This window comes from Caldicellulosiruptor changbaiensis (assembly GCF_003999255.1).
In the GTDB taxonomy this organism is placed as follows: domain Bacteria; phylum Bacillota; class Thermoanaerobacteria; order Caldicellulosiruptorales; family Caldicellulosiruptoraceae; genus Caldicellulosiruptor; species Caldicellulosiruptor changbaiensis.
This window is the reverse complement of the sequence record NZ_CP034791.1, coordinates 1,466,199-1,489,569: the sequence shown is the minus strand read 5'-3', so window position 1 is coordinate 1,489,569 and position 23,371 is coordinate 1,466,199. Positions and strand designations below refer to the sequence as shown.

Annotated in this window: 22 protein-coding genes and 2 pseudogenes; 16 read left to right on the top strand and 8 right to left on the bottom strand. The window is 33.5% G+C overall.

Annotation, left to right across the window (positions count from 1 at the left end; translation table 11 throughout):
- Positions 1–21 precede the first annotated feature (21 nt).
- The 4 genes and pseudogenes from ELD05_RS07280 to ELD05_RS07265 all read left to right on the top strand — a co-directional run bounded on the left by ELD05_RS07280 (position 22) and on the right by ELD05_RS07265 (position 3,523).
- Positions 22–1,357 (top strand): annotated as a pseudogene (locus ELD05_RS07280) (LCP family protein).
- Between the two features lie 85 nt (positions 1,358–1,442).
- The gene (locus ELD05_RS07275; protein ID WP_127351908.1) at positions 1,443–1,949 is read left to right on the top strand and encodes a CarD family transcriptional regulator; all 507 of its coding nucleotides are present in this window, start codon (positions 1,443–1,445) and stop codon (positions 1,947–1,949) included.
- A 13-nt stretch (positions 1,950–1,962) separates the two neighbouring features.
- Positions 1,963–2,865, top strand: coding sequence for a YesL family protein (locus ELD05_RS07270; RefSeq protein ID WP_039766542.1), 903 nt, complete (start codon positions 1,963–1,965; stop codon positions 2,863–2,865).
- Positions 2,866–2,920: 55 nt separating this feature from the next.
- Positions 2,921–3,523, top strand: a complete 603-nt coding sequence (locus ELD05_RS07265) for a 50S ribosomal protein L25/general stress protein Ctc (protein WP_039766544.1) — start codon at positions 2,921–2,923, stop codon at positions 3,521–3,523.
- 288 nt (positions 3,524–3,811) lie between these two features.
- Here ELD05_RS07265 and ELD05_RS14435 read toward each other — a convergent pair whose 3' ends face one another.
- The 4 genes from ELD05_RS14435 to ELD05_RS15000 form a co-directional block, all read right to left on the bottom strand.
- On the bottom strand, positions 3,812–4,126 hold the full coding sequence (locus ELD05_RS14435) for a hypothetical protein (protein WP_237738245.1): 315 nt from the start codon (positions 4,124–4,126) through the stop codon (positions 3,812–3,814).
- 128 nt (positions 4,127–4,254) lie between these two features.
- Positions 4,255–4,815 (bottom strand): hypothetical protein, encoded by a 561-nt coding sequence (locus tag ELD05_RS07255; protein WP_127351907.1) that lies wholly within the window; start codon positions 4,813–4,815, stop codon positions 4,255–4,257.
- Between the two features lie 443 nt (positions 4,816–5,258).
- The gene (locus tag ELD05_RS07250) at positions 5,259–5,522 is read right to left on the bottom strand and encodes a hypothetical protein (RefSeq protein WP_039766552.1); all 264 of its coding nucleotides are present in this window, start codon (positions 5,520–5,522) and stop codon (positions 5,259–5,261) included.
- Between the two features lie 2 nt (positions 5,523–5,524).
- A complete protein-coding gene (locus ELD05_RS15000; protein WP_408609373.1) occupies positions 5,525–5,947 on the bottom strand; it encodes a DUF6973 domain-containing protein in 423 nt (140 codons plus the stop codon).
- 23 nt (positions 5,948–5,970) lie between these two features.
- Between ELD05_RS15000 and ELD05_RS14430 the strand changes: the two are divergent.
- Positions 5,971–6,325: pseudogene (locus ELD05_RS14430) on the top strand (ISNCY family transposase); the annotation flags it as partial.
- Positions 6,326–6,391: 66 nt separating this feature from the next.
- Here the strand turns inward: ELD05_RS14430 and ELD05_RS07235 are convergent.
- From ELD05_RS07235 to ELD05_RS07225, 3 genes are all read right to left on the bottom strand, one after another.
- Positions 6,392–6,832: a hypothetical protein gene (locus ELD05_RS07235; protein ID WP_127351906.1), complete on the bottom strand. Its 441-nt coding sequence runs from the start codon at positions 6,830–6,832 to the stop codon at positions 6,392–6,394.
- Between the two features lie 409 nt (positions 6,833–7,241).
- On the bottom strand, positions 7,242–8,630 hold the full coding sequence (gene argH / locus ELD05_RS07230; RefSeq protein ID WP_127351905.1) for an argininosuccinate lyase: 1,389 nt from the start codon (positions 8,628–8,630) through the stop codon (positions 7,242–7,244).
- Complete coding sequence (locus tag ELD05_RS07225) at positions 8,623–9,834, bottom strand: argininosuccinate synthase (RefSeq protein ID WP_127351904.1); 1,212 nt, start codon at positions 9,832–9,834, stop codon at positions 8,623–8,625. Before ELD05_RS07225 ends, argH begins: the two co-directional genes overlap by 8 nt.
- Positions 9,835–9,985: 151 nt before the next feature.
- Between ELD05_RS07225 and nadD the strand changes: the two genes are divergently transcribed.
- The 5 genes from nadD to leuS are packed head-to-tail and all read left to right on the top strand — an operon-like array spanning position 9,986 to position 15,210.
- Positions 9,986–10,576: a nicotinate-nucleotide adenylyltransferase gene (gene nadD / locus ELD05_RS07220; protein ID WP_127351903.1), complete on the top strand. Its 591-nt coding sequence runs from the start codon at positions 9,986–9,988 to the stop codon at positions 10,574–10,576.
- Complete coding sequence (yqeK, locus tag ELD05_RS07215; RefSeq protein ID WP_127351902.1) at positions 10,573–11,151, top strand: bis(5'-nucleosyl)-tetraphosphatase (symmetrical) YqeK; 579 nt, start codon at positions 10,573–10,575, stop codon at positions 11,149–11,151. The genes nadD and yqeK overlap by 4 nt, the downstream gene beginning before the upstream one ends.
- A complete protein-coding gene (locus ELD05_RS07210; protein ID WP_127351901.1) occupies positions 11,148–12,359 on the top strand; it encodes an LCP family protein in 1,212 nt (403 codons plus the stop codon). Before yqeK ends, ELD05_RS07210 begins: the two co-directional genes overlap by 4 nt.
- A gap of 26 nt (positions 12,360–12,385) precedes the next feature.
- Positions 12,386–12,712: a ribosome silencing factor gene (gene rsfS, locus ELD05_RS07205; RefSeq protein WP_011917337.1), complete on the top strand. Its 327-nt coding sequence runs from the start codon at positions 12,386–12,388 to the stop codon at positions 12,710–12,712.
- Between the two features lie 44 nt (positions 12,713–12,756).
- Positions 12,757–15,210 carry a leucine--tRNA ligase gene (gene leuS / locus ELD05_RS07200; RefSeq protein WP_127351900.1) on the top strand — a complete coding sequence of 818 codons (2,454 nt, stop codon included), beginning with the start codon at positions 12,757–12,759 and terminating at the stop codon, positions 15,208–15,210.
- A gap of 32 nt (positions 15,211–15,242) precedes the next feature.
- Here leuS and ELD05_RS07195 read toward each other — a convergent pair whose 3' ends face one another.
- Entirely contained in the window at positions 15,243–16,607 is a 1,365-nt protein-coding gene (locus ELD05_RS07195) for a D-alanyl-D-alanine carboxypeptidase family protein (protein WP_127351899.1), read from the bottom strand.
- A 133-nt stretch (positions 16,608–16,740) separates the two neighbouring features.
- On the opposite strand from ELD05_RS07195, the gene ELD05_RS07190 reads away from it, so the two are divergent.
- The 6 genes from ELD05_RS07190 to ELD05_RS07165 all read left to right on the top strand — a co-directional run bounded on the left by ELD05_RS07190 (position 16,741) and on the right by ELD05_RS07165 (position 23,364).
- Positions 16,741–17,385, top strand: a complete 645-nt coding sequence (locus ELD05_RS07190; protein WP_127351898.1) for a helix-hairpin-helix domain-containing protein — start codon at positions 16,741–16,743, stop codon at positions 17,383–17,385.
- A gap of 63 nt (positions 17,386–17,448) precedes the next feature.
- Positions 17,449–17,970 (top strand): YceD family protein, encoded by a 522-nt coding sequence (locus tag ELD05_RS07185; protein ID WP_127351897.1) that lies wholly within the window; start codon positions 17,449–17,451, stop codon positions 17,968–17,970.
- A 5-nt stretch (positions 17,971–17,975) separates the two neighbouring features.
- Complete coding sequence (gene rpmF, locus ELD05_RS07180; RefSeq protein ID WP_011917343.1) at positions 17,976–18,152, top strand: 50S ribosomal protein L32; 177 nt, start codon at positions 17,976–17,978, stop codon at positions 18,150–18,152.
- A 109-nt stretch (positions 18,153–18,261) separates the two neighbouring features.
- Positions 18,262–18,861, top strand: a complete 600-nt coding sequence (locus ELD05_RS07175; protein ID WP_127351896.1) for a 5-formyltetrahydrofolate cyclo-ligase — start codon at positions 18,262–18,264, stop codon at positions 18,859–18,861.
- Positions 18,842–19,915 carry an HD-GYP domain-containing protein gene (locus ELD05_RS07170; protein ID WP_127351895.1) on the top strand — a complete coding sequence of 358 codons (1,074 nt, stop codon included), beginning with the start codon at positions 18,842–18,844 and terminating at the stop codon, positions 19,913–19,915. Before ELD05_RS07175 ends, ELD05_RS07170 begins: the two co-directional genes overlap by 20 nt.
- A gap of 23 nt (positions 19,916–19,938) precedes the next feature.
- Positions 19,939–23,364, top strand: coding sequence for a DNA polymerase III subunit alpha (locus tag ELD05_RS07165; protein WP_127351894.1), 3,426 nt, complete (start codon positions 19,939–19,941; stop codon positions 23,362–23,364).
- The last annotated feature ends 7 nt before the right edge of the window (positions 23,365–23,371 follow it).

Genomic DNA, 23,371 nt, shown 5'->3' with positions numbered 1-23,371 from the left:
GGAAGGAGATAAGTTTTGGGTATGGGGAAAATACTAAAAAACAAACTATTAATCATTTTAATAAGTGCAGTTGTGGTTCTTGGGGGCATATTAGGGTATTTGTACAAGATATTTGTAATTGATGCAAAACACATTGAAAAGGTTTTTGTTAAAAAAGTGCCGGCAAAAAGTAATAAAGCACAAGTTAAGTACCCATTTTGACGAAAATAGTGTCAATATATTAATTATTGGACTTGACAAGGCAAGTAATCGCAGTACATATGATTTGCACAGAACGGATACAATCTTATTTTTAAACATAAACTTTAAAGACAAGAAGGTAAAAGGTATTTCTATCCCACGAGACACCTTGACTGAAATATACAAGGTTGGTAAGTGGGACAAGATAAATAGTGCATTTGGCTATGGGGGAGGAGAGAAGGAAGAAGGTTTTTTTTACACAATGGAGACTGTTAGCAAGCTATTAGGTGGTATGCCAATTGAGTACTATGTAGGCTTTGACCTTGATGCAGTAAGAAAAGTTGTAAATATCTTAGGTGGGGTCTATGTAAATGTTGAGGTTCCAGTAAAAGTGAAGACAAAATGGGTTAACATAGATTTAAAGCCTGGGTATCAGAAATTAAATGGTATTGAAACGCTTTACTACGCTCTTTGGAGAAAAACCCCAGGTGGTGATATTGACCGTATTAAAAGAGACAAAGAACTTATTCTTTCGGTTTTTGAACAGTTAAAAGAAAGTAACAAAATAATAACTCTTCCAGAGATATACTGGAAAATAAGACGACATTTTTATACAAATTTATCTCTTCAACAGATAACATCTTTGGCCTATTTTGCACAGAATATGAAAAAAGAGGACATTGTATTTGAAAGTATTCCTGGCGATTATTTTAACTACATGGGAGTAAGTTACTGGAAGCCTGATTATGAAGGAATAAAGAAGCTCGTTAAGGATTTATTTGGATATGATATAGAAATTGACCTTAAGATGCCAGAGAAATATAAATACGCAAGAAGAATTATTGTAAAGGCCAAAAAGGAGAATAATATAAGTTATAGCCATACAAATAAGTCTTATAGTACTGAAAGTAGCCAAAATCAGAACAGTCAAAGTAATTCGGAAGTAAATTTAGTACAGAAGCAGACTGAAACTATAGAAAACAGCACGCAAAGCTCAAGTCCATTTGATGCACAGTGGAGAAATAGTAGTGAGAGCACTCAAACTTTGCCACCTGAAAATGACAGCCAAACTACTCAAAGCGCTCAGCAGCAACAAGCTACAACTGAATCTGAAATTCAAGTCAATACACCGTCTACTTCTTCAGATGTAGTTTCAAATGTATATGGTGGAAGGTAGAAAAAAGATATTTTTGACAAAAACTTTTTAATTAGATATACTTTATTATGTAAAGTTATTGAGGGATGTCATGGGGTGGCAAAGAATGTACAAAGTGGGAGATACCATAATACACCCTTTGCATGGAGCAGGAGAGATAGTTGAGATAGTGGAGGAAAAGGTATTTGACAATGTTCAAAAATACTATGTTGTGAGGATTTTATATAACGGTATGAAGGTCTTAGTACCTGTCAATAGTGCTGCTGAGATTGGTATTCGCAATGTCATTTCTGAAGAAGAGGCAAACAAGGTGTTTGAGCTTTTAAAAGACAACAATTTGAAGGTTGACATAAATAGTTGTGGCAATTACAACAAACGAATCAGAGAAAACCAGCAAAAGCTAAAGAGTGGGAATATTTATTGTGTTGTTGAAGTTTTGAAGATGCTTGCAGCAAGAGAAAAGGTTAAGGGTTTATCAACCAACGAAAAGATGATGTTCAACAATGCAAAACAGATTTTGGTAAGTGAGCTTGGACTTGCAAAAGGACTTGATATTGAAGAGGTTGAAAAGATGGTAGATAGCATTCTTTTTGAGCTTGAGACAGCAGAATAAGGGGGCTATTTATGTGGCTGGATTTTTTGGATTTTTTGATTATACAAAGCCTGGGCCAGGAGTGCCAGAAGATCTTCCACCAAAGTCAAAGTTTATAGTGTTTTTTGAAGTACTTGCACGTAAGTTCTGGAAGCTTTGTTGGTTAAACATTCTCTATTTTCTTGTATCGCTTCCAATATTAATAATCTTATATTTTATAATTGGAAATTATTTGTTGTCTATAATAGAGTCAGTTACAAAAGGTGTCCAAGGCGCAAAGGATGTCCAGACATTGCAGTCTTTTTTGATGACAGCTTTGAGTCTTCTACTTCTAAGTGGTTTTATGGTTTTTGGAATAGGACCGACAACTGCTGGTTTTACCTATATTGTTAGAAATTTTGCAAGGGAAGAGCATGCATGGGTTACAAGTGACTTTTTTGAGCATTTGAGAAAAAATATAAAAGAGGGCTTTATAAGCTTTATTGTTGATATATTAGTCATATTTGTGTTTTCTGTTAGTATAAGATTTTACTCATATCAGAGTATAAAGTACCCAAGCGTTGGCATTATAAAATACTTCTTAATATTTACCTTTTTAGTTTATCTCATGATGCATATTTACATCTATCCGATGATGGTGACATATAATCTCAAGGTAAGGCATATATACAAAAACGCATTTATCTTTACAATATTAAAGCTTCCTCATACAATAGGTATGTTTTTATTGATGGTCGGAGTATGGGTAATACCATTTTTGCTACTGTTTGTGACAAAATTCCTTCTTGTTTTACTACTCTATCCTCTCATTTGGGTAAGCATCTTGGGTCTTATGCAAAACTTTTATACAAATTACGTATTTGGAATATATTTGAATCCTCAAAAACAAGAAGAGCAAACTGAAAATAAAAGTGATGACAAACACGAGGATAATTAGCTATAATAAAATACGTTAAATTACACGTATATCAAAAGAGGGGAGGTACATCTTTATGGAACCAGTACTTGTCTACAATAAACGGGATACCTTCACCAAAAGTAATTTGAACAGGCTCAGAAAAGAAGGATATATCCCTGCTGTTGCATATGGTGATGACATAAAGAGCCTTCCTGGTTATGTTTCTAAAAAGGAGTTTGAAAAGTTATATCAACAAAAAGGCTTGGCTGGAAAGATAAAGATATCTATTGACGGAAAAGAGAGGGTTGCTCTTATAAAAGAAGTACAGACTCACTATGTAAAGGGCAATATTATTCATGTAGATTTTCAGATATTGTCTGAGAACAAACCTATATATGTTGAAGTGCCAATAATATTTGAAAATGCAGAGATATTAAAGTCAAGAGGACTTGTGTTGCAAAGACAGATAGACACAGTAGAGATAGAAGGACTTCCGAAGGATATTCCTGAACACTTAGTAATTGACCTTATGGAGTATGAAAAACCAACAGCTATAAAGTTAAGAGATATAAAGCTTCCAGAGGGTATTAAGATAACAGAGGACTTGGATGAGGTTGTTGCAGTAATTGATGTAAGCGAGGTTACAGAAGAGCCAGAGGCAGAGGAGAAGAAAGAAGACACTTCTTCAAATGCATAATAACACAGAAAAGATTAAAAAATGTGACTAATATAAAATTGCGAATAAAGAAAGGTGGCAACAACAAACAAATATGCCACCTTTCTTTTTCCATGATTGTCTATTTCAAAATCAGATATTCGCTATAAGAATTTGATGAATTATCCTTTTCATAACTTCTTAAGAACAGGGGAGTAACAGATGATTCTGAGTACAGCATGATGTTGTTTGAATATTCTTTCTGGACTTTCAGGTATGGAATTTTGTAATATTTTAAGTCTTTTAGCGAAAAGATATAAATACCATCCTTTAAATAGTTACCATACCATGAAAGAAGTCCACCAGAAATGTATGGGTCGGTGAAGGTAAAGATTGCGCTGTTTTTTGTAGAGTATAGGGAAGGGTTTCAATAATTTTCCATTTATATGGTTGTTTCGATTTGTGTATTATATTCTTCTTACCACTTCTCATGTCTTTGACAAAATATGCATCTTCTTCTTTTGAAAGCCCAATAAATCTGTTTGAATCGATAGCAATAATTAGATTTTCGTCCTTATTTCTTTTAAAGGTTTTAAGAAGAATATCACTAAATCTTCTTTCTTTTTTGGGAAAGTATTCAAACATCTCTTTGCTTTGAGCTGTAGCTGATTTCAGGCTTGAAAGTACTTCTTTGTTGGGGATAAAAAAGAGACACAAGACAAATAATGATTGTTAAAAAATGAATATCTTAGGTTTACTAACTTTTTTATTATTCATTGTTGCTTATCTCCTTCATTAATTATAACACCATATGAGGAAAGCGTTGTTTGATATCCAGTGTCACAAATAAAGTAAAGATGATCTTCCACTTTCTTTTGTTTATCCACTTTTTTAATTTTTTTAGTGTTATCAGGGTAGGTTATAAGAATATTTACGTTTGTATCTTTATTTCTATTTATTTTGACAACTCCTCCTACTACTGTGGCTATTTCCGGAAGGCCATTTTTGATATCACTATAATTAGCACAAACAATTGTTTTCTCTGAAATTACAGGCAACAAGATCTTAGTTGCGTTATATCGTCTGTTACCTTGTTTTACTATACTAAGAAACCCTACATATCTTGTATTATTTGTACGTTGTTCAAATAAAAATATCCTCCATTGATTTCTTTCAATACTAAAAATTATATTATTTTCTTTTATGCCATTTTTCAACATTACTCCTTTTATGGTGTAATTTAAAAACCAAAGTGACAATACAGTTAGAGTTAAGCTTCCAATTAAAATTAAAATCAAGCAATATTTTAAAAATTTTCTAAGAGAGATTTTCATAAAAATGCTCACCTTCTAAACATTATTTAATTAACTTCTCTCATTCAGAATTTGTAGGTACTAATTTATTATCTACAATTCTTTTCATCTGCTCACTTCTTACTGCGTTTTGAATAATATCAGCAATATCTCATCTAATGAAAGTATAAAACAACATGACAAAAAGTCTCCTTTCTACTATACAAATATTTAGATATCTAACCATGACTATGTATTATCATTAATATTTTGTTAACTATACTTTTGTATAGGGATTCGGATCAACTTTTCCATTTACTTACGAGAAAGCTGTTGAAGTTGAAGGATTTGCATAAGTATTAAAAGTAAAGATGATGAAAAAAGGTGACAGTTGCAAATTCCGAACTGCCACCTTTCTCATTTTTATGAGTTTAGAAACTTTAAGTTATCTTGATACAAAACATTTGATAAAAGAATTAACAAAATCAATTTTTATTTTTTACAAAACAATAGATAAGAATACCTAAATTTATTAGGATAGCTACACAAGTTACATAAAAAGGATAGTTAATGACAACCTGAGCAGACGTACCAACAATTTTTATTCTAAACCAGTTTATATCAATATATTTTAATCCTTCACTGTGAGCAACTAAACTATATTTTCCATTAAATTCAAACAAAAAAAACATGAGCGACAGAAGAATTAAAATCATAATTATTAGATTTATTAATGCAACTTTTTTCATGATTACTTCTCTCCTTCAGAGTTAGTTGGAACTAATTTATTATCTACAATTCTTTTCATCTTTCCGTTTCTAACTGCATTTTGTATTATATCGGCAATTTCTTCATCAGATTTTGATTCATTACCGAGCACTAACGTTCGACCCATCATATTATTATATAAATCCATTTCTTTTTCTATAGCAGGCTGTCCAGTAGCGCCTTCTTCATGAGCTGTTGCCCAATCATAAGCCCAGCTATAATCAATATACTTAACCATTAATGCATTCCAATATGCATGTCTAAATGCATCGCCATTGCCATTGTGTAATACTGAATCATTATATTTTTCTCTATCTTCAGTATCAGCTTTATATCCAGCCCATATTGCTTTTAATCCTTTAATGAGATTTTGATTAAATAGTTCTTGTTCATTTAAAACAAATATGCTACTATAAAAAGGAAATGCAAATATTTAACAACAAACCTAAACAACTTTCTTTCTTAGACCTCTATTCCCATATAAAGGCCTCGGCTCTTTACTTGCCAGAGAGCCTCCTGGGCTTGTGCGAAAAATTCATCGACCTGTCTTAATTCATCCCTGAATCTTTCTACAAAGCAAAGCTTACTAAAAATACTTAGGTAAACACAGAGTTTTCTCTTTAGAGTCTATTGCTATCTGCTTTCTTCATCCAAAAAATCCTTAAACTCAATACCATCACTTAAGCTTTTCGCCATCTTCTTTAAATCACATGAACTTTGCACCTTCTGTAATTTCAAAAAAGTGCTTTCTATCTCTACTTTCTCAAGATTTAGAAAACTCTTTAATTTCAAAAGATGATATCTCTCTATATATATCCCAAAAATTCTTTTAGTTAATAAAAGATAGTCTTCATAAAAGCTGTTTTAAAATATTTAGTATGCACATATTATTTAAATAACCAGTTGTATTTCCTATTTTTAAATCTCTATTTACTCTTGCCTCATATTCAGCAATCCAATCCATTCTACCATCCCTATCGGGTTGTGTCAGGAAAATATTTGGTTTTATTCTTTGAGGTGACTCACTTGGATCAAAAGTTAAAATTCCGTGATTCAATAGAGAAATCTGTCCTGCTTTATACAGCTGATAAGAAATATTTTTAATATCACTAAAAGAAGCATTTCTGATGTTATATTTGCTTGACAATTCATTCCAGATATCTGAAGAATTATTTGTTTTATCATTATTTCTTATCACAAATGTATTAGAAATTTCTTGTCTTTTATCATGTTTAGTAATTTTAGAGTAATGTAGCATGTACTGTTGATAACATAAAGGCATTATCATCATTTCTATCACTTCCCTAAATAAATTATTGATAGTTTTACTTTATATATATGAAATCGGACATTGTATTCCATGGATAGTTTGAGATTGTTTTGACTCGCCTCTTCTCTTCCCACCTTTTTGTAAACGGCTATTTAACATACATTTGTACAAATAAACTGGAGGGCATTATTAATACCTAAGAACTATTAATGAAAGTACTAAACAACATGGCAAAACGCCTCCTTTATACTATCAAATATTTGGATTTTCTTACTATAACTATATACCACTATTAATATTTTGTCAACTATACTTTTGTATAGTCTTTCTTGAAAATCTAAATAGATTCTGGCTACAAAAAGCAAAAAAAAGGTGAATGTCCAACATCCACCTTGAACACCCACCTTAAATCTAATTCATTTTCAATGTATTATTCTAAGTTTTTCAAAAATTCCTTTATATTATCAATTTGCTTTCTTACACTCTCCAGCGAAGTTCCGCCATAGCTTTTTCTGCGATTTACGCAGGTTTCAATCTTTATAAATTGATATACATCCTCTTGAATCTTCTCACAAAATCTTTTATATTCCTCTAACGATAAGTCTTCCAATGTTTTGCCGCTTTCAATGCAGTACTTTACAATGTTTCCTACAATAAAATGTGCATCTCTAAAAGGAATGCCTTTTGTTACCAAATAATCTGCAAGGTCTGTTGCATTTATAAATCCAGATTTGCAGGAATTAACCATATTTTCTTTGTTAATTTTAAGAGTTTTAAGTATTTCATTTATTACTATTAAACTCATTTCTACTGTTTCAATAGAATCAAATAAAAATTCCTTATCTTCCTGCAAATCCTTATTATATGAAAGTGGAAGACCTTTTAGTACTGTCAATAGTCCAATCAAGTTTGCGTATACTCTTCCTGTCTTGCCACGGATAAGCTCCAGAGCGTCGGGATTTTTCTTTTGAGGCATTATGCTACTGCCTGAACAGAAACTATCATCAAGTTCAATAAATTTGAATTCATCGGTATTAAATATAATAAAATCTTCTGCAAGTCGAGAAAGATGCATCTGAATCATAGCACAAATGAATAACATTTCAAGAATAAAATCTCTATCAGATACAGTATCAATGCTATTTTCTGTTATACTTTCAAAGCCAAGCTGGTTTGCTACAAAAAACCTATCTATGTCAAATGTTGTTCCTGCCAAAGCAGCAACTCCAAGGGGATTTTGATTTGTTATATTAAAATTCTGTTTTAATCTTAACAAATCTCTTTTCAGCATCTGTGCATATGCGAGAATGTAGTGAGAAAAAAGTATTGGCTGTGCCTTTTGAAGGTGTGTATATCCTGGCATAATTACATCTATATTTTCTTCAGCCAATTTTATGATAGTATTTATCAACCTTTTTACCAGCTCTTGAAGATATAAGTTCTTTTCACGACAAAATAACCTTTCATCAAGTGTAACTTGGTCATTTCTGCTTCTTGCTGTATGAACCTTTTTACCAACTTCTCCTATTCTTTTTATTAGCTCTTTTTCAATTAACATATGAACATCTTCATCAGAAACTTTATATTCTATTATTCCTGATTTAAAATCTTCTAATATTTGATGTAAAGTTGTTTCAATTAATTTTGCCTCATCTTTACTGATGATATTACATTTTGCAAGCATTTTAACATGAGCTATAGAACCAATTATATCATATTCAAAAAGCTTTATATCAGTAAAAATAGAAGCGTTAAACTGATCAAAGATCTCTGATGTAGATTTTGAGAATCTTCCTTCCCAAAGCTTAATTTTACTCATCCTCCTTTTTGTTTACCATACCATATACTCTCAAAGGTAGGCCAAAAAGATTTATAAAGCCTTCTGCATCTTTTTGGTTGTACATCTGGTCTTCTTCAAATGTTGCAAGGTCTTTGATGTACAGTGAATTTGGTGATTTTGAACCAGCAGAGTAAATATTACCTCTGTACAACACAAGTTTTACTGTACCATTTACAACTTCTTGGGTTTTGTCAACAAATGCTGAAAGTGCTTCTCTTAAAGGTGAGAACCAAAGCCCATCATAAACAAGTTCAGCAAATCTGATAGCTACCATCTCTTTAAAATGCAAAGTAGCTCTGTCAAGGCAAAGATATTCTAATTCTCTATGAGCATAGTGCAAGATTGTCCCGCCAGGTGTTTCATACACGCCGCGCGATTTCATTCCAACAAGCCTGTTTTCAACTATGTCAGCAATGCCAATTCCATGATTTGCAGCTATTTTGTTTAAATACTTTAAAAGCTCAACACAATTCATTTCTTTGCCATTTACCTTTACAGGAACACCTTTTTCAAATTCTATTTCTATAATCTCTGGCTGGTCGTTTAATGAAATAGGATTTTTAGTAATCTTTAGCACTTTATCAAAATTGGGCATATTCCAAGGATCTTCTAAATCGAGTCCTTCATGTGAAAGATGCCATATATTCCCGTCCATACTATAGCTTTCTTCCTTTTTAAAAGGAATGTCTATACCCTTTTGAGCAAGGTAATTTAGCTCGTCTTCACGTGATTTTAAGTTCCACATTCTCCAAGGAGCAATTATTTTTATATTTGGCATAAGTGCCTTTATTGTCACCTCAAATCTTACCTGGTCATTACCTTTGCCTGTGGCACCGTGAGCTATTGCATCAGCATTTTCCTTTTTAGCAATCTCAACAAGCTTTTTTGCAATTAGTGGTCTTGCCATTGACGTGCCAAGAAGATATTTTCCTTCATAAACTGCACCAGCTTTTAGAGTAGGGAATATATATTCCTTTACAAATTCCTCTTTGGCATCTTCAATATAAACCTTTGATGCACCAGTTTTATAGGCTCTTTCTTTTATGGCCTCAAAGTCATCTTCTTGGTCAACATCCACTACAACTGCAATAACCTCACAGCTGAAGTTTTCTTTTAGCCATGGTATTATAACAGATGTATCAAGCCCACCTGAATAGGCGAGCACTACTTTGTTAAGTTGCATCTTCAATTCCCCTCACTTTATAGATTTTTATAAAATTATACACCCAAATGAATAATTATTCAACAGTTCTTTCTTTAATTTTCTTGAGATTTAAAAGGATTTATTTTATTATAATATCTTAGATATGCTTATAAATTCAAGGAGCTTTTAAATGAAAGTAGCTATCTTTGGTGGAACATTTAATCCTATTCATATAGGACATTTGATTATGGCACAGTATGTTAAAAATTTTTCTGAGGTTGACAGGGTTATTTTTGTACCCAATGGTGTACCACCGCATAAAAATGTTGATATCGCATTGCCTGAAGACAGATTTGAAATGGTAAAACTTTCAATTGAAGATAATCCAGACTTTGAAATAAGCGATTTTGAAATAAAGAATAAAGAGCCGAGCTGGACTATAAATACCTTAAACTACTTTGCCACCTCTTATGAGAAAGTGTATTTCATACTAGGAAGCGACAATCTTTTTGAAATTATTAAATGGTACAGGGCAGAAGAGATTTTAAAAAAATTTCCTATTATTGTTTTGCCAAGAGAAAGGGATACAACTTTGATAAGAAGACAAATTGAAGAGCTTGGTATACAGTTTAGTGCAAAAATGGTTCTGATAGATATGCCTATTATTGACATTTCTTCGACAGAGATTAGAAGACTGATAAGAGAGAATAAAAGCATAAGATATATGGTGCATCCAAAAGTGGAAGAATATATAATAAGAAAGGGGCTTTATAAAGAGTGAATATTGATACAATCAAAGAGAAACTGAAAGAACTTTTGGATGAGCAAAGGTTTGTCCATTCACTTGGGACAATGGACTGTGCAATGATGTTAGCCAAAAGATTTGATGAAGATGTTCAAAAGGCGATGATTGCAGGGCTTGTTCATGACTGTGCAAAGTGCCTCAAAAAAGAAGAGTTGTTGAATTGTGCTTTCAAATCTGGTATAGTTATAGATAACATAATGATAAGTCAGCCAGAGCTTTTACACGGCCCGGCAGGATGTTATCTTGCAAAGGAACTTTTTGGAATTTATGATAGTGATATATTGAACTCTATAGCATATCATACGACAGGAAGAGAGAATATGACAAAATTAGAAAAAATCATCTATGTTGCTGATTTAATTGAACCATCAAGAAAATTCAAATCGGTCGAGCTTATTAGAAAGAAATCATTTGAGAATCTTGACAAGGCAGTAGTTATGGCCATGGACAACACTATCAAGTATGTAATTGAAAAAGGCGGACTTATACATCCTTCTACTATTTTTGCAAGAAATCAGTTAATTCTCAAAGAAAGCGGGGAAGACAGTTGAAGAGGATACGACTTAAAAAACAGGCAAAGATATTTTTAAGTTCTTTTCTGATAACAGTTGCTATTGTGCTTATAGGTATCTTAGCAACTGCATTATATATTAAACAAACAAAGACATTACCTCCAATTTTGAGCAACATTATTGAAAAGGTAACAAACACTGAGCCTGCTGATATAGAAGACAAGCTTCCTATGAATATTCTTGTTCTGGGATGTGATGAAAAGCAGGGTGGAAGGTCAGATACAATAATGCTTGTTCATATACAAAAAGACTTTCAACCAATTGTAATTTCAATACCAAGAGATACAAGAGTAAAAGTTGAGGGGATAAAAGGGTATTCAAAGATAAATGCTGCTTATGCCTATGGGAAATCAAAGCTTGCTGTAAAAACAGTAGAGGATGTTCTTGGTATAAAGATTGACAAGTACGTGGTTGTAAACTATGAGGCTGTTGAAAAGATAGTGGATTTGGTTGGCGGTGTTGATGTTGAGGTACCATTCCACCTTTATTATGTTGACACAACACCTGGCAAAGAGCTTTATATTAATATCCCTGCTGGTCTTCAGCATCTTGATGGCAAAAAGGCTGTGGAGTTTTTGCGCTGGAGACACAACTCAAATGGCAAAGAATATGGTAGAGGCGGCGATTTAGGACGCATAGAGATGCAAAGAAAACTTTTATATGCCCTCATTGAAAAGATGTTAAAACCACAAAACATAGTAAGACTTCCACTAATTGTCCAGACAGTTTCTAAATATACTGACCATAATTTTACGAAAAATGAAATAATGTGGTTTATACAAAATGTTGGAAAGTTCAATACACAAAATATCATGATGACAATCTTACCAGGGTATCCTAAGTATATTGACAGAGTCTCTTATTACATCTTAAATGAAGAAAAATGTAAAGCTTTAATTGATGATTTGAATGAACCTGAGGTGTTAAAAGATAGTATGAAGATAAAAATCTTATCAGGGTCATTTGATGATAAAGCAACCCAGCTTAAAAATGACCTTGAGTCAAAAGGATATTCAAATGTTAATCTTGGAAGGGTAAGTAAGCTTGAAAGCAGCGAGGTTGAGTTAAAAAGAGTAAATAGAAAATACTTAGAGTTATTAAAAAATGACATTGACCTTTCCACTTATCAAGTTGTATATTCTCCTGATTACAGTGACAAATTTGATGTGTATATTAAAGTTAAGTAAACTAAAAAAGGGGTGACAAAATTAAATTGGAAAAGATACTTCAAATTGTAAGGATTCTTAGTCAAAAAAAGGCCCAAGACATTGTAGTTTTGGATATATCAAAGCTTACAATAATAGCAGACTACTTCATAATATGCAGCGCTTCAAATATCCAGCATGTCAAGGCACTTGTTGATGAGATAGAAGAAAAGTCTCCTGCTGATATCCTCAGAATTGAAGGAAGAGAGAGTTATAGATGGGTTGTTGTTGATTATGGAGATGTAATTCTTCATATTTTTCATGAAAAAGAAAGAGAATTTTATAATTTAGAAAGGCTATGGATAGATGCTCCGAAGGTGGAAATAGCAATATAGTTTTTTAAAGTACTCAAAAGATAAGATTAATGGGGGTATGTTTTATGGAATACAATTTCAGAGAAATTGAAAAAAAATGGCAGCAAAAATGGTTTTCACAAAACAAGTACAAAGTTACAGAAGACAGTCCAAAACCAAAGTATTACGTGCTTGAGATGTTTCCATATCCTTCAGGGAAACTCCATATGGGACATGTAAGAAATTATTCAATTGGGGATGTTTTTGCACGGTTTATGAGGCTCAAAGGATATAATGTATTGCATCCAATGGGCTGGGATGCTTTTGGACTGCCCGCAGAAAATGCTGCTATTAAACATGGAATCCATCCTTCTGATTGGACATGGTCAAACATTGAAAACATGAAAAGACAGCTAAAAGAGCTTGGCATAAGCTATGACTGGGACAGAGAGGTTGCTACATGCCACCCTGACTATTACAAATGGACACAGTGGATGTTTTTGCAATTTTACAAAGCCGGACTTGCATACAGAAAAAGGTCGTATGTTAACTGGTGTCCGTCCTGTGAAACAGTTCTGGCAAATGAACAAGTTGTAAACGGAAGGTGCGAAAGGTGTAAATCTCTTGTTGGTAAAAAGGACTTAGAACAGTGGTTCTTTAGAATAACCAAATATGCAGAAAGACTTCTTCGCGATATAGAAAAACTTGATGGTTGGCCTGAGAAAGTCAAGATTATGCAGAGAAACTGGATTGGAAGAAGTGAAGGCGCAGAGATTGAATTTGAAATAGACGGTCTTGGTAAGAGAATAAAGGTTTTCACAACAAGACCTGATACACTTTTTGGTGTGACATACTTGGTTTTGGCACCAGAACATCCACTAACAAAAGAGATAATTGCAGGAAAACCACAAGAGAAGGAATGTCTTGAATTTATTGAGAAGATGCAGTATCTAAACGAAATTGAGAGGACATCAACAGAGACGGAAAAAGAAGGAAGGTTCACAGGTGGGTATGCTATACATCCGCTGACAGGAGAAAAGGTGCCTATTTGGATTGCAAATTATGTACTTGTGGACTATGGAACAGGTGCAGTAATGGGTGTTCCTGCTCATGACCAAAGAGACTTTGACTTTGCAAAAAAATATAACCTACCCATAAAGGTTGTCATCAAAGGTGATGAAGTTGACATACAAAATCTTCAAAGCGCTTATGAAGGGGAAGGAATTTTAATTAATTCGGGTAGGTTTGACGGACTAAAGAACACAGAGGCTATGAAAAAGATTACAGAATACCTTGAAGAAAAGGGTTATGGCAAGGCTTGTGTTACTTATAAACTAAGAGATTGGCTAATTTCTCGTCAGCGTTATTGGGGTGCACCAATTCCTATTATATACTGTGATGACTGTGGAATTGTACCTGTTCCAGAAGAGGAATTGCCAGTACTTTTGCCATACAATGTTGAGTTCAAGCCAACAGGCCAGTCACCGCTTGCTTATTGTGAGGAGTTTGTAAAAACAACCTGTCCAAAATGTGGAAAACCTGCAAGAAGAGAAACTGATACAATGGACACCTTTATATGTTCATCTTGGTACTACTTTAGATATACAGACCCCCAAAATTGTGAAAAACCATTTGAAAAGTCGCTTGTAGACTATTGGCTTCCTGTTGACCAATACATTGGTGGAGTGGAGCATGCTATACTACATCTTTTATATTCGAGGTTCTTTACAAAAGTGCTTTACGACCTGGGCTATGTGTCATTTGAAGAGCCATTTAAGAATCTTTTGACCCAAGGTATGGTGTTAAAAGATGGTGCGAAGATGTCAAAATCTCTTGGTAACATTGTCAGCCCTGAAGATATAATTGAAAAGTATGGAGCTGATACGGCAAGGTTATTTATCCTTTTTGCAGCGCCACCAGAAAGAGACTTAGAGTGGTCAGACCAGGGCGTTGAAGGATGTTTTAGATTCTTAAATAGGCTTTGGAGACTTTACATTGAACTAAAAGATAAGCTTTCTGAAAGCATTTCAACTGGTCAGTCTGAGCTTGACGAGGAACTTAATTATAGGCTAAATTACACTATTAAAAAGGTTACTGAGGACATAGGTGAGAGGTTTAATTTCAATACTGCAATTAGTAGTATAATGGAGCTTTTGAACTTCTTGTATGACTATAAAGAGAAAGGCAGTTTAAATAGAGAACTAATTATGAAAACACTAAAGAACCTTTTAATTTTAATATACCCATTTACGCCTCATATAGCATGTGAACTATGGGAGATTATGGGGTTTGAAGGGGACATCGAAGATGTTTCATGGCCTGAATATGATGAAAGTGCGCTTGTTAGAAAGAATGTTGAGATAGCTGTTCAAATAAACGGTAAAGTCAGAACAAGATTTGACATTCCTGTTGATATCTCTGAAGAGGAACTGAAACAGAAGATCATGAATGATGAGAAAATTAAAACTCTTTTAGAAGGAAAAGAGATTGTGAAGTTTATATATGTTAAAAATAGACTTGTTAACATTGTCATAAAATAAAGAAAAGAGGGTCAAGATCGATGACCCTCTTTTTATTTTAGCTTTTTGTTTGGAAATGAAGAAAAGTCTATTGTCTTTGTTGACCTTAATCTGAGTTTTACTCTTTTTCTTCTAAGTCTTATTATAGTTGCTATTGCGAAAATAAATATTAATCCTACAACAGCTAAGAGAAAATCAAATAAAAACTTCATTCCTTTGACAAACCCTTTTTTTACAGTATGTATGACTGATGTAACTTTTGACTGAGGAATGTAACTTTCATATGAGAGTATAGGGATTGAAGAAAGCAAGTTACCAGCACTGTAAATATATACATTTCCAATTACTGTATCTTTGTTTATTGGCGGTTTAATGTCTTTTAAAAAGGTTATATGGTAAGTAATATCTTGGGTTTTTGAATTTGTGTTTTTATTTTTTAGCACATAAAATGAAGATTTGATATAACCATCAATCCACTTTTTATTAACTTTGTCCACCATTACTTTTCCAATAATCTGATTTTGTTTAAACAGCTCTTCTTTTCTGAAATTGTTAAAACCATAGTCAAAAAGTTTGATTGCATCAGCAAAAGCGTCGTCTGAGGATAAAATAACTGCAATAAGGTCTATATCATCTTTTTTAGCAGAGGCAATCAAGCACCTTTTTGCTTGAGCAGTGTAGCCTGTTTTCATACCATTTGCGTATGGGTAATAATATTTTGAATTTTTACGTAAAAGCTTATTGATGTTGTATATAATCTGCCAATCGGGTTTTTTGTGCATAGAAGCTGTTGTAATTTTATATTCAACTGTTGATACAATCCTTCGCAAAGTTTCATTTTTATAAGCTTGCCGGGCAATTAAGCTCAGGTCATAAGCTGTTGTGTAATGCTGTGGATTGTGAAGCCCGTTTGGATTTACAAAGTGTGAGTCCTTTGCACCAATATTTAGAGCAAACTGGTTCATTTCTTTAACAAACTCTTGTATGCTGCCAGATATATTTTCAGCAATCACATTAGCAGCGTCGTTTGCGGAAATTAAAAGCATTGCATAAAGTGCGTCTTGAAAAGATATTATTTCGCCTTCGTTTAGGTAATAACTGCTGCTACCAGGCTCTATCATGATGGCGTTTTTAGAAACTTTGAACAATTTGCCAAGGTCTTTTTCCTTCGAGAGTGCAACAAGGGCTGTTAGGATTTTGGTTGTGCTTGCTGGAAAGCACCTTAAGTTTGGATTCTTTTGAAAAAGTATTTGTCCTATGTTTGCCTCAATGAGAATTGCCGACTTGGCACTTATATCTGGTAATAAAGTATTACTTTCTTCTTTTGAATAAACCGGTACTGGCATAAGTAAAATTAAGAAGATTAGTAAAGCAATCCTCAAGCAACTAAAAGGAACCTTTTTAGACTTTTGTGTCATTAAAACATGTTGCCTCCTTTAAAAGCCTTTGATATGTATGATAAAATAAGTATATATTATACAGACAAATTAAGTCAATTGTGAACATTCCTAAGCATTATTTTGCATTTGACTAAAGAAGGAAGGTGAAATTGTGGTTTCATTCTCAAAAAGAGAAAAGATAATGATTGCCATAATTGTAGTACTTCTTCTACTGAATATATTTCAATATGTAACACACACAAATACAAGTGAAAATCTTGGTCAGCAGATAAAGCTTGACACTCAGACAATAGATGAACAGAGTCAAGAAAAGGTAGATGTGCAAACAGACAAACCCTATGAACAACAAAAGTGTGTAGTGTATGTCTGTGGCAACGTAAAAAAGCCTGGGGTTTATGAGCTTCTGAGTGGTAGCAGAGTAAACGATGCAATAGAGGTAGCTGGTGGCGTTTTACCAAACAGTGATATAAATAGCTTAAACCTTGCTGAAAAGATCCAGGATGGACAGAAGATTTACATTCCCAAAATTGGTGAGATGCAGACTCAAAGCAATCTGGCTTCTGAGGTAGCACAAAACAGTACAAGTTCGTCAGGCCAAAGTGGTAAGATAAATATTAATACCGCATCAAAAGAGGAGCTGAAGACTCTTGATAGAATAGGTGATAAACTTGCAGAAAGGATAATAGAATATAGACAAAAACATGGTCCGTTTAAGAGTATAGAAGAAATAAAAAATGTAAATGGCATAGGGGATAAGATATTTGAAGCTATTAAGGATTCTATCACAGTTCAATAAAGAATTGACAAAACTCAAATAAAAGTTTATAATACAACCGTTATGATATGAGGTGACTTAAAGATGAGATTAGATGTATCAAAACTAAAATCACATGGTGATTCAGAAGAATTTGAATTTTGTGAAACATGGGAAAAGATAGAATTCAGGGGTGATACCTTATTCTTTGTTGAACCAGTTATTTTTTATGGGATTGCAACAAAGAAAGGAAATGTAATTGAGGTAAGTGGTAATATCAGAACAAAACTTAAGACAAGTTGTTACAGATGTACAGAGGATGCTTTCATTGAGGTTGATGTTCCATTTTATGAAGAATATTCGAACAAAGTAGAAGTTCGAGATGATGATGTAATTCAATTTGAAAATGAGGTAATAGAATTTGATGAAAATGTCATTGCAACCATTGTATTATATCTTCCAATGAAGTATTTATGTAAAGAAGACTGCAAGGGGTTATGCCCTATTTGCGGTACCAATCTCAATTTCAATTCATGCTCATGTGAAAAGAATGAGATTGATCCAAGACTGAGCGTTCTAAAAACACTCATAAACGAACTTGACACAGATGAAAAAAGGGAGGTGTGAAAAAGTTGGCTCAACCAAAAAGAAGATGGTCAAAGCAAAGAACGCATAAGCATAGAGCAAATTGGAAAATTGAGGCGCCAAATCTTGTTGAGTGTCCACAGTGCCACGAGATGAAACTTCCACATAGAGTTTGTCCAAGTTGTGGGTATTATAAAAACAGAAAAGTAGTAAATGAAGACTAATCAAAATAGCCCTGATTGAATTTTCAGGGCTATTTTTACTTATGAAAAAAAGATATTTTAATTTTTATTAAAAATGTGATAAATTAAAATGCAAAGGGTGAATTTTCTCTTGCAAAAGAAAAAAATAAGAAAGATAATTGGAATTAGAAGAAGACTGATAAGTAATTTTCAAAAGTTGCATCTTGATATATTAGTCTACTTAAACTTAAAGAAATTTCTCTCAAAGTTAAACTTTAATACAGTGTTTGTATATATGAGCTTGCCATATGAAGTTGATACAAGCAGGATTATAAATTACCTTTCTGTAAAAGGTAAAAGGATTTGTGTGCCCAAAATTGTTGACAGGATCAGAATGATTGCTGGAGAGTATAGAAAAGATGGCAAACTAAAAAGAAACAGGTTTGGGATTGTTGAACCAAAAGAAACTATAGAGGTAAATCCATCTGATATAGACGTTTGTATAATTCCCCTATTAGCCTTTGACAAAAGTTTAAATAGAATAGGATTTGGCAAAGGGTATTATGACAGGTTCTTAAAAGAGGTGGGGCCTTCTTGTTTAAAGGTTGGGGTAGCGTATCATTTTCAAAAAGTACCAAAAATTCTTTCTGAAAGACATGATGTTAGGCTTGATGTTATTGTGACAGATAGGTTTATTTTGACAAGAGAAAACAAATATAGGGGAGAATACAATGAGAAGGATACTACTTAAAAATGCCAAGGAGAATATGGTGCTTGCAAAAGACATATATAGTGAGGATGGAAAGGTTTTAGTGGCTTCAGGTCAGAAGCTTACAAACAATATGATAAAGAGGCTAAAGGATTTTGGTGTGTATGATATATACATCGTGGATGACAACATTGACATAGTTGAAATAGAGGATGTTATTACAAAGGAGATTAAAGAAGAAGCATTTAAGGTAGTGAATTCTGCTTTCAGCGCAGAGTATATCAATACACAAGAGATTACCCCTGAGATAAAAGTACTTGTTAGCAAGATAATTTCTCAGCTTCTTGAGCAAAAAGAAGTTATACTAAACCTTTGTGATATCAGGACAGTTGGAAACTATACCCTTTTTCACTCACTTAACACTACCATCTTTGCCCTTCTTGTTGGAATAAAGCTGAATTATGACTATGACAAACTGCTATCCCTTGGAATGGGTACATTACTGCATGATATAGGTAAAGTAAAAATTCCAAGAAATATATTAAGTAAGAGAGGTCCACTTCAGGAAAAGGAATACGAAATGATTAAAATGCACACAATTATGGGGTATGATATCTTAAACTCTGAGTACAAATTTGACCAGCATGTATCTGAAATTGCTCTTTATCATCATGAAAGACTGGATGGAAGCGGTTATCCATTTGGAAAGACAAGGGATGAGATACCACAAACGGCCAAAATTGTTGCTGTTGTGGATGTATTTGATGCACTGGTAAGTGACAGGGAGTTCAGAAAACGATTAAAACCTCATATGGCAATTGAATACCTATTGAATTCATGTTCGACTCACTTTGACAGCTATATAGTATCAAAATTTGTTACATTTATATCATTATTCCAAGTTGGAACACCTGTGATTTTGAACACAAGAGAAAAGGGGATTGTAGTACATAACAATCCAAGATTTCCATCTCGCCCTATTGTGAGAATCTTTTATGATAGTGAAGGTAGAAAACTTCCGTATAAAAAAGATATAGATTTGGCATTAAATTTTCACTATTATATAGTGGATGTTTTAGAAGATATAGAACTTTAAAGGCAAGAAAGGTGTAATATAAGATGAGCTTTGTCCATCTTCATGTACATACAGAGTATAGTTTGCTTGACGGGGCTGTTCGTATAGAGAGTTTATTTGAAAGGGTAAAACAGCTCAATATGCACAGTATTGCGATAACAGACCATGGTGCAATGTATGGTGTTGTCGACTTTTACAAGGCAGCAAAAGAAAACGGGATAAAGCCTATTATTGGCTGTGAGGTATATCTTGCTCCACGTTCACGTTTTGATAAAGAACCAAATATTGACAATGATATTTACCATCTTGTGCTTCTTGCTATGGACAATGAAGGGTATAAAAACCTTTCAAAAATTGTCTCAATTGGATTTGTGGAAGGCTTTTATTATAAGCCAAGAGTTGACAGGGAAATACTTTCAAAGTATTCAAAAGGCTTGATTGCGCTAACAAGCTGTCTTGCTGGGGAGATACCGAAATTTATTCTCAGAGACCAAAAAGAAAAACTAATGGATGCAATTGGTTTTTACAAGGATGTCTTTGGTTGTAATTTTTACTTTGAACTTCAATATCACGGGATTGACGAGCAAAGGTTTGTGAATAGTGAACTTATAAGACTATCCAAGAAATATCAAATTCCTGTTGTTGCAACAAATGATGTGCATTATCTAAAAAGGGAAGACAGAGAGATTCATGACATATTACTTTGCATTCAAACAGGGAAAACAATACATGATAGTAACAGAATGGAGTTTCCTACAAGTGAGTTTTATCTCAAATCTGCTCAAGAGATGGAAGAAGTATTCGGATATATTCCTGAGTCACTTAAAAATACTTTGGAAATTGCAGAGAAATGTAATGTTGAATTCGAATTTGGGAAGATTAACCTTCCTAAATTTCAGTTGCCAGAAGGAAAATCTGATGCATTTGAGTATCTTAAGGAATTAGCATTTGCCGGGTTTGAAAAAAGATATTCCAAAGAAAACAAAGCTGCATATGACAGGCTTTTAATGGAATTAAATGTAATCAGAGATATGGGCTTTACTGAGTACTTTTTGATTGTTCATGATTTTATCAACTATGCAAAGCAGAATAATATAATGGTGGGGCCTGGGCGAGGGTCTGCTGCAGGAAGTATTGTTGCGTATTGCCTTGGAATCACAAATGTTGACCCAATCAAGTATAACCTACTTTTTGAAAGATTTTTAAACCCCGAGAGAGTGTCTATGCCTGATATTGACATTGACTTTTGTTATCAGCGAAGGCAAGAAGTCATAGACTATGTCACTAATAAGTATGGAAAAGACAGAGTAAGCCAAATTATAACATTTGGTACAATGGCGGCAAGAGCCTCAATAAGAGATGTTGGAAGGGTACTTGGTGTACCATATGCACAAGTGGACGAAATTGCTAAGATGGTACCTTTTTCACCAGGTATGACAATTGATAAGGCGCTTGAAGTAAATCATGACCTTAAAAAGATTTATGAGCAAAATGAGACTGTCAAAAGAATAATTGACACTGCAAGAAGTCTTGAAGGAATGCCACGCCACACTTCTGTTCATGCAGCAGGAGTTGTTATATCAAGTTGTCCTATAACTGATTTAGTACCTTTGGCAAGGACAGAAGATGCCGTAGTTACTCAATTCCCAATGACCACTTTAGAAGAGCTTGGACTTTTAAAGATGGACTTTTTGGGTTTGAGGACTCTTACTGTTATTCAAAATACCTTAGAGCTTATAAAAAAACATCGCAAGATTGAAATTGACTTAGACAAGATTGACTACAATGACAGGAGTGTCTACCAATTCATTTCTGAAGGAAATACAAATGGAGTGTTCCAGCTTGAAAGCAGCGGTATGAAACAATTTATGAAAGAGTTAAAACCAGAGAACTTAGAGGATGTAATAGCAGGTATATCCCTTTTTAGACCGGGCCCCATGGACCAGATCCCAGTGTATATCCAAAATAAAAACAATAAAGAGAAAATAGAATATTTACATCCCAAACTTGAGCCAATTTTGAATGTCACATATGGGTGTATCGTTTACCAAGAACAGGTTATGCAAATATTTAGAGAACTTGCAGGTTATTCACTTGGGAGAGCTGACTTGGTAAGACGTGCAATGGCAAAGAAAAAGGCTGACATTTTGATGGAGGAGAAGGACAGGTTTATTGATGGAGCTGTGGCAAATGGTGTTGATAGACAGACAGCTGAGAAGATATTTGAAATAATCGAAGACTTCGCGAGCTATGCATTTAATAAATCTCACGCAGCAGCATATGCTATTTTAGCATATCAGACAGCTTACCTAAAAAAATACTTTACAATTGAGTTTATGACAAGTTTAATAACCAGTGTGATGAACTCAAATGAAAAGGTTGGGATGTATATTGAGGAGTGCAGAAGGTTTGGAATCTCAATTTTACCACCTGATATAAATAAAAGTAGTTATGATTTTACAATTGAAGGAAATAGTATCAGGTTTGGCTTGAGGGCAATTAAAAGCTTGGGTGAAAATGTGATTTCTCATATTTTGAAAGAACGTGAACAAAATGGAGAATTTAAAGATTTGTATGATTTTGTAATGAGGGTAGATAATAATACAGTGAACAAAAGAATTATTGAGAACTTAATAAAAAGTGGTGCTTTCGATTTTACTAAAATAAATAGAAATTCATTATTAGCTTCTGTAGAAGATATTCTGACAATTAAACAATCTCAAAAGAAAAATGCAAATCAGGTTACGTTTTTTGAGATTTCAGAGGACAAAACAGAGATGTTTTCTTATAAAAACCTTCCTGAACCGACAGCTGAAGAACTTTTGCAAATGGAAAAGGACACAATAGGAATTTACATAAGTGGTCATCCACTAGAAAAGTATGGAGATTTGATTTCAAAATACAATGTTGTAAGTTTAGCTGAACTTTCTAACATGACAGAAGATGATGAATATAAGTACCAGCAAATACTTGTCTGTGGGATATTAAAAGAAGTGAAAATTAAGCTGACCAAAAATAATCAAACAATGGCGTTTGCTAAAATTGAGGATTTGACAGATACTTTAGAGGTTTTGTTCTTTCCAAGTGTTTATGAGAAGTATTCGCATTTGATTAAAGAGAATGCGATTGTCTTGATTGAAGCCAAAGCTACATTTAGAGAGGACGAGGGTGTTAAAATTGTTGCACAAAAAATAGACAGACTGGGCGAAAAAGCACAAACATCATCTTCTCAAAAGAATTCCAATAAAGCAATTGCAATAAAAACAGATGAGGACTCTATTTTAAAATCTAAAAAGTTTACCTCATTTGTCAGATTCTTTACTGGCAGTTCAAAAATCATTCTTTATTACAAGCAAAAAAGACTTGTTTCAAAATCAAACATGTGCATAGATATAAATCCTACTGTAATACAGCAGCTCAAAGAGTGGTTCGGTGAAGAAAATGTGTGGCTTGAAGATTTAGATTCTTGATTTTTAG

Bases quoted from the DNA above. Each gene is read 5' to 3' on its own strand.
- ELD05_RS07275 (WP_127351908.1), top strand. From the start codon at position 1,443: ATGTACAAAGTGGGAGATACCATAATACACCCTTTGCATGGAGCAGGA.
- ELD05_RS07265 (WP_039766544.1), top strand. From the start codon at position 2,921: ATGGAACCAGTACTTGTCTACAATAAACGGGATACCTTCACCAAAAGT.
- ELD05_RS14435 (WP_237738245.1), bottom strand. From the start codon at position 4,126: ATGTTTGAATACTTTCCCAAAAAAGAAAGAAGATTTAGTGATATTCTT.
- ELD05_RS07255 (WP_127351907.1), bottom strand. From the start codon at position 4,815: ATGAAAATCTCTCTTAGAAAATTTTTAAAATATTGCTTGATTTTAATT.
- ELD05_RS07250 (WP_039766552.1), bottom strand. From the start codon at position 5,522: ATGAAAAAAGTTGCATTAATAAATCTAATAATTATGATTTTAATTCTT.
- ELD05_RS07235 (WP_127351906.1), bottom strand. From the start codon at position 6,832: ATGATGATAATGCCTTTATGTTATCAACAGTACATGCTACATTACTCT.
- argH (WP_127351905.1), bottom strand. From the start codon at position 8,630: ATGAGTAAAATTAAGCTTTGGGAAGGAAGATTCTCAAAATCTACATCA.
- ELD05_RS07225 (WP_127351904.1), bottom strand. From the start codon at position 9,834: ATGCAACTTAACAAAGTAGTGCTCGCCTATTCAGGTGGGCTTGATACA.
- nadD (WP_127351903.1), top strand. From the start codon at position 9,986: ATGAAAGTAGCTATCTTTGGTGGAACATTTAATCCTATTCATATAGGA.
- leuS (WP_127351900.1), top strand. From the start codon at position 12,757: ATGGAATACAATTTCAGAGAAATTGAAAAAAAATGGCAGCAAAAATGG.
- ELD05_RS07195 (WP_127351899.1), bottom strand. From the start codon at position 16,607: ATGACACAAAAGTCTAAAAAGGTTCCTTTTAGTTGCTTGAGGATTGCT.
- ELD05_RS07185 (WP_127351897.1), top strand. From the start codon at position 17,449: ATGAGATTAGATGTATCAAAACTAAAATCACATGGTGATTCAGAAGAA.
- ELD05_RS07170 (WP_127351895.1), top strand. From the start codon at position 18,842: ATGAGAAGGATACTACTTAAAAATGCCAAGGAGAATATGGTGCTTGCA.
- ELD05_RS07165 (WP_127351894.1), top strand. From the start codon at position 19,939: ATGAGCTTTGTCCATCTTCATGTACATACAGAGTATAGTTTGCTTGAC.